Below are 17,268 nucleotides of genomic sequence, written 5' to 3' on the forward strand. Positions count from 1 at the left end.
GTCCGTCCCTTTTCTGGTGATCGCGGTTCGTTGCGTTGAATGCGATGGGCGTGCCGCGAAGGCAACGTGACGGCGCTGTCACAGAGGGAGGCGTACACGGTGTCGGTACGCGGCATGTCCGTCTCGCAGGTTATCCCCGAGGGACCTAGGTCCCTAAATCGCAGGTCGCGCCTGAGCGGTGATACCTGTCACAGAGTGCCACTCACAGCCATGATCGGTGTCACGCAGTGTCCGGCACCGGTATCGGGCGCTTCTCTATCGCCGCGGCCATGACCTCGGGAAACAGGTCCGGGGTGCAGGCGAAGGCGGGGGCGCCCAGGGCGGCGAGCGCCGCCGCGTGTTCCCGGTCGTAGGCCGGGGCGCCCTCGTCGGAGAGGGCGAGCAGTGCGACGAACTGCACACCGGACGCCTTCATCGCGGCGACCCGCTTGAGCATCTCGTCCCGGATGCCGCCCTCGTACAGGTCGCTGATGAGCACGACGACGGTGTCGGCCGGCCGGGTGATCCTCGTCTGGCAGTACGCGAGGGCCCGGTTGATGTCGGTGCCGCCGCCGAGCTGGGTACCGAAGAGCACGTCGACCGGGTCGTCGAGCTGGTCGGTGAGGTCGACGACAGCGGTGTCGAAGACCACCAGCCGGGTGTCGATCGCCCGCATGGAGGCGAGCACCGCGCCGAACACCGAGGCGTAGACGACGGAAGCGGCCATCGACCCGGACTGGTCGATACAGAGCACGACGTCCTTCTTCACCGACTGCGAGGCCCGTCCGTACCCGATGAGCCGTTCGGGTACGACCGTGCCGGCGCCGTCCCTGCCCGGCAGCTCCAGGTAGTGCTGGAGATTGGCGCGAATCGTGCGGTCCCAGTCGATGTCGCGGTGCCGGGGGCGGTTGATCCGGGCGCTGCGGTCCAGGGCGCCGGTGAGGGTGGCCCTGGTACGGGTGGCGAGCTGCTTCTCCAGCTCCTCGACGACCTTGCGCACCACCGCGCGGGCGGTCTCCTTGGTCGTCTCGGGCATCACCTTGTTGAGCGAGATCAGGGTGCCGACGAGGTGGACGTCGGCCTCGACCGCGTCCAGCATCTCGGGCTCCAGGAGCAGTGCGGACAGTCCGAGCCGGTCGATGGCGTCGCGCTGCATGACCTGGACGACGGAGCTGGGGAAGTAGGTCCGGATGTCGCCGAGCCAGCGTGCGACGGAGGGCGCGGAGGCGCCGAGCCCGGCGGACCGGCCGCCGCTCCCGGTGCCGTTGCGCCCGCCCGGCCGGCCGCCGGCTCCCTCGCCGCCGTAGAGCGCGGTGAGGGCGCCGTCCATCGCGGCGTCCGTACCGTCGAGTGCCCGGCCGGTGCCGTCGGCGGAGTCCCCGCCGAGCACCATCCGCCACCGCCGCAGCCGCTCGTCGGCGGCCTGCCCCGGCCCGGCCTGGTCCGCCGCCGTCGCTGCCGCGGTGCCGTCCGGTGTGTGCGTCGTCGTGTTCGCGGTCATCGCGCTGCCACCTCCTGGTGGTCGTCGGGCCTGTCGGGGGTGTCCGGTTCGCTGGGGGTGTCCGGTTCGCTGGGGGTGTCCGGTGTGCTGGAGGTGTCCTGTGTGCCGGGTGTGCTGAGGGCGTCCGGTGTGCTCGGTGTGCCGGGGGCGTCTGGTGTGCCCGGTGTACTGAGGCCGTCCGGTGTGCCGGGTGTGCCCGGTGTGCCCGGTCTACTGAGGCCGTCCGGTGCGCTGGGGGCGTCCGGTGTGCCGGGCGGCAGGTGGGCGCCGGGCAACGCGGTGGCTTCGGGCCGCGGCCCGATGCCCAGCAGCAGGTGCAGCACCGGGAGTACGGCGTCGGCGCGCCCGGGGTCGAGTGCGGGGCCGAATCCGGGCGCCGCGGCCTCCGCCCCGGCGGCCGGACGGCCGCCCGGCGCCGCGGGTCCGCGCCGGACCAGTTCGCCGAGCGTGCGCCGGACGCCCGGTTCGTACGCCGAGAACGTCCTGCGCAGCAGCGGCAGTACGTCCGTGAAGGCGTCCGGCGGGACCCCGGTGAGCCAGGTGTCGACCAGCCCGAGCAGTCGTTCGTCGTGGATCAGGAGCATCCCCGAGCCGGCGGCGCCGCCCACGAACCCCTCGATCCAGGCCGCCGCGTCGGCGGGCACGGTGCCCGCCGAGAGGGCGAGTCCCATGAGCCGGGCGGCCTCGTCCTCGCCGAGCCGTCCGTCGTCGAGCAGCAACCGCGCGGCCCGGCCACGGACGACCCCGGCGACGGCCTCCCGCTCGGCGAGCCTCCACAGCACACCGGCCCAGCGCCCGCGCAGACCGGTGGTCCCGGCGCCGGCCCCCGACGCGTCCGGGCCGTCCGCCGGTGCTTCCGGGCCGTCCCCGGGTGCGTCCGGCCAGTCCGCCGCGGTGGTGTCCGTGTCCTGTGCCGCTCCGTCGAGGAGTCCCACCGCGGTGTGCACGGCGTCGACATGGCCGCGCATCTCCGCCGCGCCGTCCCCGTCCAGCCCGGTACAGGCCGGGGGCAGTCCCACGCAGATCCGCTCGGCGAGGCCGGTCGCGACCTCGGTGAGCGCCGCGGTGTCGGTGCCCCGCACGTCCCCGTACCGCAGGGTGCGGGCCAGGGCGGGCAGCGCCTGGGCCAGGTGCCCGACGTCGCTGTCCAGCGCCGCCCGGTCGGCCAGCGCCCGCATCACCACCGGCAGCGCGTCCGGCAGTCCGGCCAGCAGGCACCGTTCGGCGAGGGCGGTGATGTCGGCGAGCGCGGTGGCCGAGGCGGCCTGCGCCTGTGCCTTGGCGGTGGCGGCGGCCTCCACGGTGGTCCCCCAGATCCCCGCCTCCGCGACCCGCACGGACAGCTCCGGCTCCCACCGCAGCCGCCACCCCTCCCGGAACGTCCCCGTACTGCCCCGGGTCTCCGCCCGCTCGCCCCAGTCGACGCCGAGGAGCCGCAGCCGGTGCAGCAGACGGCTGCGGGCGGCGTCGGTGTCCTTGCGCAGGTCGAGGTCAAGTTCGCGGTCCTGGGCCTCCGGCTTGAGCCGCAGGGTGCGCTGCTGCCGGGTGAGGTCGCGTTGCAGCGGTACGACGGGGGCGCCGTCGGGGACCTCGCCGAGCACGTCGCCGACGACCAGCCGGTCGTGGACGAGCGAGAGCGGCACGTCGGAGCCGTCGCACAGCACGGCCCGGACCGCGTCCGTCGTCTCGGTGAGTCCGGCGAGCGGCCGGCCGCGCAGCACGGCGAGGGACTCGGCGAGCCGCACCGCCTCGATGACGTGCGCGGAGGAGACCGGGCGGTCCTCCTCGCGCAGCAGCCCCGCGACCTTGGTCATCCAGCGCACCACGGGCCGGTCGGCGGCGCCGAACAGGTGGCCGTACCAGCCGGGTGAGTCGATCCCCGCCCCGTATCCGCTGCGGCGGGCGAGCCTGCGGTGGGTCCAGGGCACCCAGGTCAGCTCGGCCCTGACCTTGGGCAGGCCCTTGAGGAGGGCGCGGTCGGCGGTGAGGGCCGGTGGTTTCCCGGCGAGCGCGGGCACGTGCCAGGCGCCGCAGACGACGGCCACCTCGTCCCCGAACTCCTTCTTCGCGGCCCGGAGCTGGATGCGCATGTACGCCTCGCGGACCGGGTCGCGGCGGTGTCCCCCGTCCCCGTACTCCTGGCGCAGCGCCCCCATCGCGTCGGCCACCGCGTCGAACGGTGCGAACGGGTCGCCTCCCCCGCCGTCCCGGTGCTCGACCATGTCCTCCCACCAGCGCTCCGGGTCGTCGTACCCGGCGGCCCCGGCGAGCACCGCGAGCGGGTCGACGGCCAGCGCGTCGAGGTCCGCCGCCCCCGGCCGCTCCCCCGTCCCGTCCCCCGCTTCCTCTTCCGTCCCTGCGGTTTCCTCGGTCCCCTCCTCGTCGCGGAGTGCCAGTGAGTGCGCGGCGGGCAGGTCGATGAAGCGCACCGGTACCTCGTGGGCCAGCGCCCAGCGGATCGCGACCCACTCGGGCGAGAACTCGGCGAGCGGCCAGAACGCCGCCCGCCCCGGGTCGTCCCGCACATGGGCGAGCAGGGCGACCGGCGGTCGCATCTGCGGGTCGGCGGCCAGCGGGAGCAGCGCGTCGCCCTCCGGTGGCCCTTCGACCAGTACGGCCCGGGGCCGTGCGGCGTCGAGCGCGTCCCGCACCGCCCGTGCGGAACCAGGCCCGTGGTGGCGCACGCCCAGCAGCCAGGGGCCCTGCGGTACCCGGGCGTCCGGCGCGGGCGGTTCGGTGCCGGACGGGGCCGTGGCGGTCGTGGTCATACGGCCACCTCGCGGCAGGCGCGGTAGAAGTCCTTCCAGCCGGCGCGCTCGCGGACGACGGTCTCCAGGTACTCCTGCCAGACGACCCGGTCGGCCGCCGGGTCGCGGACCACCGCGCCGAGGATTCCGGCGGCGACGTCCCCGGGGCGCAGCACCCCGTCGCCGAAGTGGGCGGCCAGCGCGAGGCCGCCGGTGACCACGGAGATCGCCTCGGCGGTGGACAGCGTGCCGGAGGGCGACTTGAGCTTGGTGCGGCCGTCCTCGGTGACTCCGGAGCGCAGTTCGCGGAAGACGGTGACGACGCGGCGGATCTCGGCGACGACGTCCGCGCCGCCCGGCAGGTCGAGCGAGCGGCCCAGTTGGTCGACCCGCCGGGACACGATGTCGACCTCTGCCTCGGGTGTCGCGGGCAGCGGCAGGACGACCGTGTTGAACCGGCGGCGCAGGGCGCTGGAGAGCTCGTTGACGCCGCGGTCGCGGTCGTTGGCGGTGGCGATGAGGTTGAAGCCGCCGACGGCCTGGCACTCCTGGCCCAGTTCGGGGATGGGCAGGGTCTTCTCGGACAGGATCGTGATCAGGGTGTCCTGGACGTCGGCCGGGATGCGGGTGAGTTCCTCGACGCGGGCGGTCATGCCCCGGGACATCGCGTGCATGACGGGGCTGGGCACCAGCGCGTCGCGGCTCGGTCCGTGGGCGAGGAGCTGGGCGTAGTTCCACCCGTATCTGATGGCCTCCTCCGGGGTGCCCGCGGTGCCCTGGACGAGCAGGGTGGAGTCGCCGCTGACGGCCGCTGCCAGGTGCTCGGAGACCCAGGTCTTGGCGGTGCCGGGGACGCCGAGCAGCAGCAGGGCGCGGTCCGTGGCGAGCGTGGTGACGGCGACTTCGACGATGCGGCGCGGGCCCACGTACTTCGGTGTGATCACGGTGCCGTCGGTGAGCGTGCCGCCGAGCAGGTAGGTGGCCACGGCCCACGGCGAGAGCCGCCAACGGGCGGGCCGCGGCCGGTCGTCGGCCGCGGCGAGCGCCTTCAGCTCCCCCGCGAAGGCATCCTCGGCGTGCGGTCGCAGCGCCTCGGCCCCGTCCGTCGCCGCGGCCTGTGAAATGCCGGTCGGCGACGTGGTGTTCGGGTCGGTTGCAGGCGTGGTCATGGAATCCCCCTCCAGATTTCCCGGATGTGGTTCCCACGGTGCACCATGCCACTGACAATCAAGCTTCGCCGCAGGTCAGGGTCCCAATTGGGCGGTGTGCCGGGCTACTTCCCGAGGGGGGCTTCGGAGGGGGTTCCAGCGCGGGCTACTTCCCGAGGGGTGCGGCGGCGATGCAGCCGCCGGCCATCGCCTTCTCGCCGCTGGCCTCCTTGAGCACCTTGCCCTCGTGGACGACCTTGCAGGTGATGTCGGGGGTCGCGACGACCTTGCTGGTGGTCGGGATGACGGCCGGCGGCATGACGCCCTTCAGCGTGACCGTCTTCTTCCACGGCAGCGCGGGCTTGTCGACCGTCTCGTTCTTGGGCGCGGTCGCGGTGCCTCCGCCGGCGGCGAACTCGATGGACTCGACGTCCTTGCCGGTGACCTCGTAGGTCACCTGGAAGGTCCTGTTGAGCGCCTTGTCGACCTCGTCGATCTTGTCGAGTTCCTTGCCGGAGGCTTCCGCCGCCTCGGAGGCCCCGGCCTTGACGGCCTTCTCGGCCTCGGCGCAGGCGCCCAGGCCGAACAGCAGCCCGGTGACGGCGGCGGCGCAAAGGGCGGTGCGGGCGGTGCGGTTCATGGGCGGAGGTCCCCCGGATTCGAGAAGTGTGGGCGCTCGCCGCTTTCGCGAGGCGTGAGCGCTCGCAGCCAAACGCAAAGAAAAGGTAAAGTCAAGTGGATCTCCGGGGCGCGTCGCAGGTCAGAGCGATTGTCAGTGGCGGCATCTACCGTCGGTGACATGAATCAGCTGGGGGTGCGCTGGACGGCGGATCAGGTGCTGGCACTGGCTCCTGACGCCGCCTCACGCAAAGCGGGAAGCAGGCTCGGCACCGCGGGGCCGTGGTCGGACGCGGGGTGCGACGGGGAGGGTGCGCTGTGGGGGCAGTGCAAGGGAAGCGGCAGCAGACCGTACCGGACGACGGTCGATCTGGCGGGGCCCTCGACGGCCTCCCGGTGCAGTTGCCCGAGCCGCAAGTTCCCCTGCAAGCACGCGCTGGGACTGCTGCTGCTCTGGGCGGCGGAGGACGCCGTGGTGGCGGGGGGCGCCGAGCCGCCGGAGTGGGCGGCGGAGTGGATCGGGGACCGCCGGGAGCGGACCGCGAAGGCGGCCGGCGGCCCGCCGGCCGAGGGTAGTGGCGAGGTCCCCGCGCAGGCCACGGGCACTGCCGACCCGGAGGCGGCGCGACGGCGGGCCGAGCGGCGCGAGGCCCGCATCACCTCCGGCGCGACGGAGTTGGAGCAGCGCCTCGCCGACCTGCTGCGCGGCGGGCTGGCCGCCGCCGAGCAGACGGGGTACGGGATGTGGGAGGAGACCGCCGCCCGCATGGTCGACGCCCAGGCTCCCGGACTGGCCTCCCGGGTGCGGGAGTTGGGCTCGCTGCCGTCCTCGGGGGCGGACTGGCCGGTGCGGCTCCTGGAGGAGTGCGCGCTGCTGCACCTGCTCGACCAGGCCTGGCTGGGCCGCGACCGGCTGCCCCCCGCGCTGGCGACGACGGTACGGACCAGGGTCGGCCTGCCGTCAGCGCCGCAGGGCCCGCCGGTCCGCGACCGGTGGCTGGTGCTCGCCCAGTACGACCAGGCGGACAGCAAGGTCACCACCCGCCGGATCTGGCTGTACGGGGAGGAGTCGGGGCGCACCGCGCTGGTGCTGTCCTTCGGCGCGGCCGGGCGGGCACCGGAGGTGAGCCTGCCGGTCGGACTGAGCGTGCCCGCCGAACTGCTGCCGCACGGCGGCGCGGGGCAGCTCCGGGCCACGCTGGGGGAACAGTTCGCGGTCCCGGGCCCGGCCGCGGCCCTGCCCCGGGGCGGCAGCGTGACCGAGGCGGTCGAGGCCTACGGGCGTGCGCTGCGGGAGGACCCGTGGCTGGAGGGCAGGCCGGTCACGCTGGCGGCGGTGATACCGGTGCCGGGGCCCGACAGCTGGCAGCTCACCGACGCCGAGGGCAAGTGGGCGCTGCCAGTCTCCTCCGCGGCCCTCTCCGGTGCGGGCCTGTGGAAGCTGGCCGCGCTGTCCGGCGGCGCTCCGGTCACGGTCTTCGGCGAATGCACCCACCGGGGCTTCCACCCGCTGACCACCTGGTCCCTCTCCGCACCCGAGCCGGTGCCCCTGGTCTGACCCGGGCCGACGGTGCCACGTCCGTTCAACCAACTCCCCGGAGGGAACCGATGACCCACGCCACCGACACCGCCGCTCCCGCCTGGGAGGACCTGCTGACGTCCGCCCTGCTCGGCACGGACCGCCGCCCGCTGCCGACCGCCGCCGGGAAGGAGCCACCGCTCGCCCTCCTCGACGCCGCCGCCCTGCACACGGTGCGCCGGCGGGCCGCCCTGACACCGGCCGCCGCGGGCGAACCGGTCGCGGTGGCACCGGCGGACGACCGGCCGCCGCTGCCCGCCGCCGCGCACCGGAGGCTGGCCATCCTGCTGGCGGACCGCTCGGGTCCCGCCCCGTCCGGCGGGCGCCGCGGCAGCGCGCCGGACCTGACGGAACTGCTTCCGCAGTGGCTCGCCGCGGCCAATCAGCGGCGCTTGCGGGCACCGTCCGTACTACTGCCCGCACTGCTCGACGCGGCCAGGGCCCGGACCGATCTGCGGCCCCAGACCCTGGAGTTCGCGGGGGCGCGCGGGCTGTGGCTGGCCCGGCTCAACCCGGAGTGGAAGTACGTCCTGCGGGGCACCTCGGGCGGGGCCGCACTGCCCGACGTACGGGACGCGGAGGCCGTGCGGACGCTGTGGGAGGAGGGCCTGTTCGCCGAGCGGGTCGGGCTGCTCGGCACCGTACGGGCAAGCGACCCGGCCGCCGCGCGCACCCTGCTGGCCGGTACCTGGAGCCAGGAGCGGGCCGAGGACCGGCTGATGTTCCTCGACTCGCTGCGCGAGGGGCTGGGCGCGGCGGACGAGGAGTTCCTGGAGGAGGCGCTGTCCGACCGGAGCCGGAACGTCCGGGGGGTCGCGGCGGAACTGCTCTCCGCGCTGCCCACGTCGAGGTTCGCCGCGCGGATGGCGGACCGGGCCACCTCGTGCGTCGGCATGGACCGTACGGGCGACGGCAGCGGCATAGTGGTGGAGGCCCCGCACGAGTGCGACGCCGCGATGCAGCGGGACGGCATCGTCGCCAAACCGCCGGCCGGACGCGGCGAAAGGTCCTGGTGGTTCGGCCAGTTGGTGGAGTCGGCCCCGCTCGGGGCGTGGCCGGGGCGGCTCGGCGGGCGGTCCGCGCGGGACATCGTCGCCCTGCCCGTCTCCGACGGATGGGGCGAGGAACTGCACGGCGCCTGGTGCCGGGCGGCGATACGCCAGGGCGACGCGGAGTGGGCGCGGGCACTGCTCGGCTCGCCCTCGGTACCACCGGACTCGGGCCCCGGCACGGCCTCGCTCGCGGAGCGGGCCAAGCTGCTGGCGATCCTGCCGGACGCCGAACGTGCCGAGTGGGTGGCCGAGTTCGTCTCGGCGCACGGGCTCTCCGAGGCGTTCCAGCTGCTGGGCGTGTGCGTGGTGCCGTGGTCGGGGGTGCTGGGCAGGGCCGTCGTCGACGCGCTCGACATAGCCAGGGACGCGGGAAGCTACCCGTGGAGCTTCAGCGGGGTGATGGGGCTGGCCGAGCGGTGCCTGGACCCGGGCGAGGCGAACCGGCTGGAGGTGCTGACCACCACCCCGGAGGAGGCGGAGGGCGCGACGCCGGGGGCGGCGGGCTACTGGTCGGAGGCGTTCCAGCGACTGGTGGGCACACTGCGGCTGCGCGCGGCGATGCTGGCGGAACTGGGCGGGGAATAGCCACGGACGGGGCCGCGGACCGGCACGAGGCGGCACCCACCGCTGCGGGCGGGGGCGGGGGGATCCGCAAAAGCCCCCCTGCGGCGAGGTGGCGTGCCGGCTTCGTCCGGGGCCCCGTACGCGGCATCGCACCCCGCGCACGGGGTCGCCCGCTCCTGCGACCGTTGTCGTGGTCGCCCGCCGCGCGGCTGTGTCGTGGGCGCCCGCCCGGCGGTGGCTTTCCGGTCGCGCGCTCAGGCGTCCGAGGGCTGGCGGACGTTGGCGCGTACCCAGTCGACGATCTCCGTGGTGGTGGCGCCCGGGGTGAAGAGTTCGGCGACACCCTTCTCCTTCAGGGGCGCGATGTCGTCCTCCGGGATGATGCCGCCGCCGAAGACCTTGATGTCCGCCGCGTCGCGCTCCTTGAGGAGGTCCATGACCTTCACGAAGAGGGTGTTGTGGGCTCCGGAGAGGATCGACATGCCGATCGCGTCCGCGTCCTCCTGGATCGCGGTGTCGACGATCTGCTCCGGTGTCTGGTGCAGGCCGGTGTAGATGACCTCCATACCGGCGTCCCGCAGGGCCCGCGCGATCACCTTCGCACCGCGGTCGTGGCCGTCGAGGCCCGGCTTCGCGACCACCACACGGATCGGTCCAGTTACACCCATCGCTGCTGCCTCCCAGTACGCGCACGCCGCCTTTGGCGCGCAACGTCCCCCGCCCGGGAAGGGCAGGGAAGTGAACGAACGTTATCCACAGCATCCCGCACGCCGCCGTTTCACGGTGAGCGGAGAGGGGGAAATCACACGTTGGGAAACGTTCGCTGTGCGTCGTACCCGCACCAGCCGGCACCGCGGTCACCGCACCGCGGCAGCCGCGTCCGGGCCCGCCGCACGGGGAGCCGCAACGAGGTCGCCGTACCACCGCGCCGCCAGCCGCACGGCACGGTGGTACGGCTCTTCCCTCAGGTCCACCGGCCTCCGCCGCGGCACCCCACGAGGGCACACGGGGGACAGGGCCGTCACCTCGCGTGCTGTCCGGGAGGTCGGCCATGAAGTTCTTCCCCTTTCCGCTCTCCGCCCTCTCCCCGCTGCTGCGCGCCACCGCCCTCGAACTGGCCATCCTCTTCGGCCACTTGATCCTCTATCCCACCGGCATCCGCCCGGAGCGCTCCGCCGGGCCCGCGCAGTCGGCCGACCTGCCGAGCACCGGGCGGTCCCGGCCGCCGGTGGTGCTGCTGCACGGGTTCGTCGACAACCGCTCCGTGTTCGTGCTGCTGCGCCGTTCACTGGCCCGGCACGGCTGGTGCCATGTCACCTCGCTCAACTACTCGCTGCTGACCTGCGACATCCGCACCGCCGCCGAACTGCTCGGGCGCCATGTGGAGGAGATCTGCGCCCGGACCGGCCACCGCGAGGTCGACATCGTCGGGCACAGCCTGGGCGGCCTGATCGCCCGTTATTACACGCAGCGACTCGGCGGCGACACGCGGGTACGCATTCTTGTGACTCTCGGAACTCCGCACGATGGAACACGTGTAGCCCCGCCCATGAGTGCGCACCCCCTGGTGCGTCAGATGCGCCCCGGATCTCCCGTGATCGAGGAACTGGCCCGGCCCGCTCCGGGCTGCCGGACCCGCTTCGTGAGTTTCTGGAGCGACCTTGATCAATTAATGCTTCCGGTGGAAACGGCGCGCATCCACCACCCCGATCTGATCGCCCAGAACGTGCAGGTCAGCGGAATCGGGCATCTCGCACTTCCCGTTCATCCCACTGTCGCGGCCGAAATCCGGCAGGTTCTGCAGGCCCAGGAGGCGGCCGGTTCGGCGGCCGGAAGCATCTCCGTGGCCTGACCCGGCGACGTAAACCGAAGCGGTCGTGCACGCACGGTGAAAGTGCCGTGATCAAGGTCGGCGCATTCCTCGAACATTCGCCGAACGGCGCGCCAAAGCGATGCCCGCCGTCCACCAAAAGGCGGCCGATTGCCCGTTTCCTGAATGCTTAAAACCTGACGGAGATTGTCCCCGCCGCATACCGCCGGGTACAGTCGCGCCACTGCTTTCACTCCGGGTACCCCCCGTACCCCCGGGAAACAGGCCCTGCTGCCGAGGCGAGAGAGACGTTGGTGAACGACCAGCAACCCCACGCCGGGTACGACACGTACCCCACCGGCAGTTTCGAGACCGATCCGCTCTTCGGCGGACTGCCCCACGCCGGGACCGGCGGGCACAGCGGCCAGTACGACACCACACAGTGGGACACCGGCTCGCAGCAGCACCTCGGGTACGACGCCTACGGCGCACACACCCAGCACCTCCAGGACCAGGGCCACGACGGCACCGGCAGCTGGAGCCGGCTCGGCGGACATCCGACGGGCGCCGACATTCCGGCCCAGACCGCGTACACCGCCGACTCGATGGCCACCGGCCAGTGGGACGCGACCGCCTGGAACCAGGCCGACCAGATCCACCAGGCCCACCAGTCGCCCTTCGAGACCGGCCAGTTCGACGCCGGACAGTTCGGGTACCCGGCCGACGCCTCCTCCGGTCACCAGTGGCAGCCGTACGGCGCGAGCCCCGAGACCGGCAGCTTCGACACCGGCGCCTTCACCTCCGGCTCCTCCTCCTTCGACACCGGGTCCTTCGAGACGACCGGGTCGTACGGAACCGGCAGCTTCGAGACCGGATCCTTCGAGACCGGCAGCTTCGAAGCCGGCGCCTTCGAGACCGCGGCCTTCGACACCTCGTCCTTCGAGCCCTCCGCCTTCGACAGCGGAAACGTTGGGACCGGCGACTTCGACGCCACCGCCTGGAACACCGAGGCCACCGCGACGGAGCCCGAACCCGCCGGCGCGCACGACGAGTTCCCCCACCAGGCCGAGGATTCCGCCGGGAACCCCTTCGACGGCCACCACGACGACGAGGCCGTGCACAGCACCGCCGAGTTCCCCGCTGTCACCCTGGATCCGGACCACGCGCACTCCCCCGGGCACCCCCGCTCCCACGGCGGCGACGGCTCCGGCCCTGGCCCCGAACCGGAACTCGCGGCGGTCGGCCCCCGCGCCGCCCGCCGAGCCCCCGCCAACCGCGGCCGCCGCCGCACCCCCGCCAAGCGCTCGGCCCTCCTCACCGTCGCCGTACCCTCCGCCTGTGTCATGGGCGTCGCAGGAATCGCCGCCGCTTCCGTCGGCGGAGTCGCCGGGGCGGACGAGGCCAAGACGAAGCCGATGCCGATGGCCGCCGCCGACCCGACGACCGTGAAGCCCGTCGCCGTCAACAACAAGCTCGACACCCAGCTCGCCGGCCTGAGCGCCGACGCCCGCGACTTCGGCGACCGCGCCAGCCGTACGCAGGAGCGCATCGACCTCAAGGAACGCCAGGACGCCGAGAAGAAGCGGAAGGCGGAGGAGGCAGCCCGCAAGGAGGCCGCCCGCCCCAAGTACGCGCTCCCGGTCGCGCAGCACGGACTCAGCGCCTACTACGGCCAGGCCGGCGTCAACTGGGCGGCCGTGCACACCGGCATCGACTTCCCCGTCGACTACGGCACGCCCGTGATGGCGGCGACCGACGGCGAGGTCAGCGCCGAGTACAACGTCGCGTACGGAAACATGATGAAGGTCGTCTCGCCGAAGGGCGTCGAGACCTGGTACTGCCACCTCGGCTCCACCAAGGTCCGCTCCGGCTCGGTGAAGGCGGGCGACGTCATCGGCTACTCGGGCAGCTCCGGCAACTCCACCGGACCGCACCTGCACTTCGAGGTCCGGCCCGGCGGCGAGTCCGCCGTCGACCCGCTGGCCTGGTTCCGCAGCCACGGCCTGGACCCGACGTAGGCCGTTCACGAACCGTCGTGACGAGGGGCCCCGCACCTGTTGGTGCGGGGCCCCTCGTCACGAGCGGACCGCTACAGCTTCTCGACCGGCGCGTACCGCAGCAGCAGCTTCTTCGGGCGCTCGTCGCCGAAGTCGATCGTCGCCTGGGCGTCGGACCCCGAGCCGGTCACCGACATCACCGTCCCCAGGCCGAACTGGTCGTGGGTGACCCGGTCGCCGACGGCGAGGCCGATCACCGGCTTGTCGGTGGCGCGCCCGGTCGCGAACCCGGACGGGCCACGACGGTTCTTCTGCGCGTTGAGCGAAGAGGACAGCGAGGACGCCACGCCCGAGCCGCCGCGGCCCGAGCCGGACACCGGACCGGCCGGGATCTGCGCGCCCGTCCGCTTCCAGGTCAGATGCGTCTCGGGGATCTCCTCCAGGAAGCGCGAGGCCGGGTTGTACGACGGCTGGCCCCAGGCGCTGCGCAGGGTGGAGCGGGTGAGGTACAGCCGCTCGCGGGCGCGGGTGATGCCGACGTACGCGAGCCTGCGCTCCTCCTCCAGCTCCTTGACCTGGCCGAGCGCCCGCATGTGCGGGAAGACGCCGTCCTCCATGCCGGTCAGGAAGACCACCGGGAATTCGAGGCCCTTGGCGGTGTGCAGGGTCATCAGGGTGATGACGCCCGAGCCGTCCTCGTCCTCGTCGGGGATCTGGTCGGAGTCGGCGACCAGCGCGACCTTCTCCAGGAACTCGGCGAGGGTGCCACGCGGGGCGGCAGCCCCTGCTGCCTCCGCGTCGCCCTCCTGCTCCTGCTCCTGCTCGAACTCCAGCGCCACGGCGGCGAGTTCCTGGAGGTTCTCGACGCGGGTCTCGTCCTGCGGGTCGGTGGACGCCTGGAGTTCGGCGAGGTACCCGGTGCGCTCCAGCACGGCCTCCAGGACGACGGCCGGTCCGGCGCCGGACTCGACGATCGTCCGCAGATCCTCCATCAGCGTGTTGAAGCGCTTGACGGCGTTGGCCGAGCGGGCGGCCATTCCGTACGCCTCGTCGACGCGGCGCAGGGCCTGCGGGAAGCTGATCCGCTCGCGCAGCGACAGTGCGTCGATCATCGCCTCGGCGCGCTCGCCGATGCCGCGCTTGGGCACGTTGAGGATGCGGCGCAGCGGGACGGTGTCCTCGGGGTTGGACAGCACGCGCAGGTACGCGAGGACGTCGCGGACCTCCTTGCGCTCGTAGAAGCGGACGCCGCCGACGACCTTGTAGGGCAGGCCGACCCGGATGAAGATCTCTTCGAAGACGCGGGACTGGGCGTTGGTGCGGTAGAAGACGGCGACGTCGCCCGCCTTGGCGTCGCCCGCGTCGGTGAGCCGGTCGATCTCCTCGGCGACGAACTGGGCCTCGTCGTGCTCGGTGTCGGCGACGTACCCGGTGATCAGGGAGCCGGCGCCGGCGTCGGTCCACAGGTTCTTCGCGCGGCGGTTCTCGTTGCGCTCGATGACGGCGTTGGCGGCGGTGAGGATCGTCTGGGTGGAGCGGTAGTTCTGCTCCAGCAGGATCGTCGTGGCGTCGGGGTAGTCCTCCTCGAACTGGAGGATGTTGCGGATGGTGGCGCCGCGGAAGGCGTAGATCGACTGGTCGGCGTCACCGACGACGCACAGCTCGCCGGGGGCGCGGCCCTCGCCGGACGGCCCGACCAGCTCCCGGACCAGGGTGTACTGGGCGTGGTTGGTGTCCTGGTACTCGTCGACCATGACGTGCCGGAAACGCATCCGGTAGTGCTCGGCGACGTCCGGGAACGCCTGGAGCAGGTGCACCGTGGTCATGATGATGTCGTCGAAGTCCAGCGCGTTCGCCTCGCGGAGGCGGGACTGGTACATCGCGTACGCCTGGGCGAGGGTCTTCTCGAAGCCGTCGGCGGCCTGGCCGGCGAAGGTCTCCTCGTCCACCAGCTCGTTCTTCAGGTTGGAGATCTTGGCGCTGAAGGACTTGGGCGGGAAGCGCTTGGGGTCCAGGTCCAGGTCGCGGCAGACCAGGGCCATCAGGCGCTTGGAGTCGGCGGCGTCGTAGATCGAGAAGGAGCTGGTGAAGCCCAGCTTCTTGGACTCGCGGCGCAGGATGCGCACGCACGCGCTGTGGAAGGTGGACACCCACATGGCGTTCGCGCGCGGGCCGACCAGGGCCTCGACGCGCTCCTTCATCTCGGCGGCGGCCTTGTTGGTGAAGGTGATGGCGAGGATCTGCCCCGGGTGCACGCCGCGGGCGGCGAGCAGGTGCGCGATGCGGTGGGTCAGCACCCGGGTCTTGCCGGATCCGGCACCGGCCACGATGAGCAGCGGCGACCCGGCGTGCACGACGGCGGCGCGCTGGTTGTCGTTCAGCCCGTCCAGGAGGGCGGCGGCGTCGACCACCGGGCGCGGGGCGCCGTCGCGGTAGTAGGCGTCGCGGGCCACCGGAGGCGCGTCGAAGGCGCCCTCGAAGAGGTCGTGCGGAACCTCCTCCTCGGGGGCACCTTCCTCGGTGTCCTCGGGGGGCGGCGGGGCCGGGTCGTCCTTGGGCTGGAGATCGGCCAGGAAACTGTCGTCAAAGAGGCTGCTCATCGCCTACCGAGTCTAGGCGGCCCCACTGACAGCCGGTCCCGGATTGCGCCACAACCTTCGGTGACCGGGCGGACACAGTCACGGCACCGCATGACGCTGCCACGACAAGGTCACGAAAATGTATCGGGCATATCGAACATCAGGCTTCCCACCCGTCACAGGGATTGGCTACGGTGCTGCGCGAGCGGCCCGTACCCCCCTCGGCGAACCGCGCCGGAAGCGGGCATCTCGCGCCGAATTCGCGCCGCCCGCACGGCGGTTCGGAACCGGGGACCCACGCGCAACACCGGGGTGAATCGGCCCGTACCCCCACGACCTGGGCCGTAGGGCGCCTTCCGTTTCCACTGCCCGAACCCGACAGCTAACCCGGTAGGCGGTCCACGGAAGGAATGCCTGTCTTGGCATCGCATCGCAAGCCGCGCCCCCGCGCCTCGTCGCTGATCCGGTCCTCCGCCCCCGGCATCGGCGTCACGACCGCCGCCCTGGTCACGGTCGGCCTGGTCACCCAGTCCGCGCAGGCCGCTCCGGCCGCGCCGAAGCCGACGGTCGAGGACGTCCAGAAGAAGGTCGACGACCTGTACCGGCAGGCCGGTGCGGAGACGCAGAAGTACAACCAGGCCAAGGAGGCCACCGCGCGCCAGCGCGAGAAGGTCTCCGGGCTGCTCGACGACGTCGCCCGGCGCACCGACAGGCTGAACGAGGCCCGGCGCACGCTCGGCACCTTCGCCGCCTCGCAGTACCGCAGCGGGTCGGTCGGTCCCACCGCCGCGATGCTGCTGGCCAAGGACCCGCAGTCGTACTTCGACTCGCGCCGGCTGATGTCCCGGGCGACCGAGCGGCAGAAGAAGCTGATCGCCGACTACGGCGCGCAGCAGCAGTCGGCGGCGAGGAAGCGGGCCGAGGCGACCGGCGGCCTGGAGAAGCTGACCGCGTCGCAGGCCACCCTGCGCCGGTCCAAGCAGGAGGTGCAGAACAAGCTCGCGCAGGCCCGCGGGCTGCTGTCGCGGCTGACCGCCGAGGAGAAGGCCAGGCTCGCGGAGCTGGAGCGGCAGCGCGAGGCGCAGGCCAAGCGCCGGGCGGACGAGATGGCGCGGCAGCAGGCCGCGGAGGAGGCCCGGCGGGAGAAGGACGAGGCCGCGCGGAAGGCGCGGGAGAAGGAGAAGGAGAAGCAGGACCCGGGCAGCGGTACGGGAACCGGGACCGGCACCGGTTCCGGGACGGGCTCCGGCACCGGTTCCGGGAGCGACAGCGGCTACGCGGCCAAGGCCGCGAAGGTGCTGGCCTTCGCCCGCGCCCAGATCGGCAAGCCGTACGTCTGGGGGGCGACCGGCCCCGCCTCGTACGACTGCTCGGGGCTGACGCAGGCCGCCTGGCGGGAGGCCGGGGTGAAGCTGCCGCGGACCACCTGGGACCAGGTGAAGGTCGGCACTTCGGTCGCCACCAAGGACCTGAAACCCGGTGACCTGGTCTTCTTCTACGACGACATCAGCCACGTCGGCATCTACAAGGGCGACGGCATGATGATCCACGCGCCCAAGCCGGGGGCGAACGTGCGCGAGGAGTCGATCTACTACATGCCGATCTACGGCAGCGTACGGCCGGCCTGAGCCTCCCGGGCCCGGACGGCTCGGGCCCCCGGACCGCCGAGGTCCGCGGGGCGGCTCAGGCCCCCG

Annotated in this window: 11 protein-coding genes and 1 riboswitch; of the genes, 5 read left to right on the plus strand and 6 right to left on the minus strand. The window is 72.9% G+C overall.

Features of this window, described 5'->3' with window-relative positions; genetic code table 11:
• Window positions 1–220: 220 nt before the first annotated feature.
• From ACFYVL_RS28670 to ACFYVL_RS28685, 4 genes are all read right to left on the minus strand, one after another.
• The gene (locus tag ACFYVL_RS28670) at window positions 221–1,480 is read right to left on the minus strand and encodes a VWA domain-containing protein (RefSeq protein WP_389249842.1); all 1,260 of its coding nucleotides are present in this window, start codon (window positions 1,478–1,480) and stop codon (window positions 221–223) included.
• On the minus strand, window positions 1,477–4,248 hold the full coding sequence (locus ACFYVL_RS28675) for a DUF5682 family protein (RefSeq protein ID WP_389249844.1): 2,772 nt from the start codon (window positions 4,246–4,248) through the stop codon (window positions 1,477–1,479). Before ACFYVL_RS28675 ends, ACFYVL_RS28670 begins: the two co-directional genes overlap by 4 nt.
• Window positions 4,245–5,396 carry an AAA family ATPase gene (locus tag ACFYVL_RS28680; RefSeq protein WP_389249846.1) on the minus strand — a complete coding sequence of 384 codons (1,152 nt, stop codon included), beginning with the start codon at window positions 5,394–5,396 and terminating at the stop codon, window positions 4,245–4,247. Before ACFYVL_RS28680 ends, ACFYVL_RS28675 begins: the two co-directional genes overlap by 4 nt.
• 145 nt (window positions 5,397–5,541) lie before the next feature.
• Window positions 5,542–6,015: a hypothetical protein gene (locus ACFYVL_RS28685; RefSeq protein WP_389249848.1), complete on the minus strand. Its 474-nt coding sequence runs from the start codon at window positions 6,013–6,015 to the stop codon at window positions 5,542–5,544.
• A 159-nt stretch (window positions 6,016–6,174) separates the two neighbouring features.
• Between ACFYVL_RS28685 and ACFYVL_RS28690 the strand changes: the two genes are divergently transcribed.
• On the plus strand, window positions 6,175–7,551 hold the full coding sequence (locus tag ACFYVL_RS28690; protein ID WP_389249850.1) for an SWIM zinc finger family protein: 1,377 nt from the start codon (window positions 6,175–6,177) through the stop codon (window positions 7,549–7,551).
• 50 nt (window positions 7,552–7,601) lie between these two features.
• Entirely contained in the window at window positions 7,602–9,209 is a 1,608-nt protein-coding gene (locus ACFYVL_RS28695; RefSeq protein ID WP_389249852.1) for a DUF5691 domain-containing protein, read from the plus strand.
• Window positions 9,210–9,442: 233 nt separating this feature from the next.
• Here the strand turns inward: ACFYVL_RS28695 and ACFYVL_RS28700 are convergent, their stop codons facing one another.
• Window positions 9,443–9,856 (minus strand): cobalamin B12-binding domain-containing protein, encoded by a 414-nt coding sequence (locus ACFYVL_RS28700; RefSeq protein WP_389249854.1) that lies wholly within the window; start codon window positions 9,854–9,856, stop codon window positions 9,443–9,445.
• Between the two features lie 383 nt (window positions 9,857–10,239).
• Between ACFYVL_RS28700 and ACFYVL_RS28705 the strand changes: the two genes are divergently transcribed.
• A complete protein-coding gene (locus tag ACFYVL_RS28705; protein WP_389249856.1) occupies window positions 10,240–11,040 on the plus strand; it encodes an esterase/lipase family protein in 801 nt (266 codons plus the stop codon).
• 272 nt (window positions 11,041–11,312) lie between these two features.
• On the plus strand, window positions 11,313–13,016 hold the full coding sequence (locus tag ACFYVL_RS28710) for a M23 family metallopeptidase (protein WP_389249858.1): 1,704 nt from the start codon (window positions 11,313–11,315) through the stop codon (window positions 13,014–13,016).
• Between the two features lie 71 nt (window positions 13,017–13,087).
• On the opposite strand, the gene pcrA is transcribed toward ACFYVL_RS28710, so the two are convergent.
• Entirely contained in the window at window positions 13,088–15,595 is a 2,508-nt protein-coding gene (gene pcrA / locus ACFYVL_RS28715; RefSeq protein WP_389249860.1) for a DNA helicase PcrA, read from the minus strand.
• A gap of 221 nt (window positions 15,596–15,816) precedes the next feature.
• Window positions 15,817–15,987, plus strand: a riboswitch (cyclic di-AMP (ydaO/yuaA leader).
• Between pcrA and ACFYVL_RS28720 the strand changes: the two genes are divergently transcribed.
• Window positions 15,985–17,202 carry an NlpC/P60 family protein gene (locus tag ACFYVL_RS28720; protein WP_389249862.1) on the plus strand — a complete coding sequence of 406 codons (1,218 nt, stop codon included), beginning with the start codon at window positions 15,985–15,987 and terminating at the stop codon, window positions 17,200–17,202. It overlaps the preceding riboswitch by 3 nt.
• Window positions 17,203–17,268 lie beyond the last annotated feature (66 nt).

The organism is Streptomyces sp. NPDC004111 (assembly GCF_042874215.1).
Classification (GTDB): Bacteria; Actinomycetota; Actinomycetes; order Streptomycetales; family Streptomycetaceae; genus Streptomyces.

Excerpts from the sequence above, each read along its gene's own strand:
- ACFYVL_RS28670 (WP_389249842.1), bottom strand. The coding sequence starts at position 1,480 with ATGACCGCGAACACGACGACGCACACACCGGACGGCACCGCGGCAGCG.
- ACFYVL_RS28675 (WP_389249844.1), bottom strand. The coding sequence starts at position 4,248 with ATGACCACGACCGCCACGGCCCCGTCCGGCACCGAACCGCCCGCGCCG.
- ACFYVL_RS28680 (WP_389249846.1), bottom strand. The coding sequence starts at position 5,396 with ATGACCACGCCTGCAACCGACCCGAACACCACGTCGCCGACCGGCATT.
- ACFYVL_RS28685 (WP_389249848.1), bottom strand. The coding sequence starts at position 6,015 with ATGAACCGCACCGCCCGCACCGCCCTTTGCGCCGCCGCCGTCACCGGG.
- ACFYVL_RS28690 (WP_389249850.1), top strand. The coding sequence starts at position 6,175 with ATGAATCAGCTGGGGGTGCGCTGGACGGCGGATCAGGTGCTGGCACTG.
- ACFYVL_RS28695 (WP_389249852.1), top strand. The coding sequence starts at position 7,602 with ATGACCCACGCCACCGACACCGCCGCTCCCGCCTGGGAGGACCTGCTG.
- ACFYVL_RS28700 (WP_389249854.1), bottom strand. The coding sequence starts at position 9,856 with ATGGGTGTAACTGGACCGATCCGTGTGGTGGTCGCGAAGCCGGGCCTC.
- ACFYVL_RS28705 (WP_389249856.1), top strand. The coding sequence starts at position 10,240 with ATGAAGTTCTTCCCCTTTCCGCTCTCCGCCCTCTCCCCGCTGCTGCGC.
- pcrA (WP_389249860.1), bottom strand. The coding sequence starts at position 15,595 with ATGAGCAGCCTCTTTGACGACAGTTTCCTGGCCGATCTCCAGCCCAAG.
- ACFYVL_RS28720 (WP_389249862.1), top strand. The coding sequence starts at position 15,985 with ATGCCTGTCTTGGCATCGCATCGCAAGCCGCGCCCCCGCGCCTCGTCG.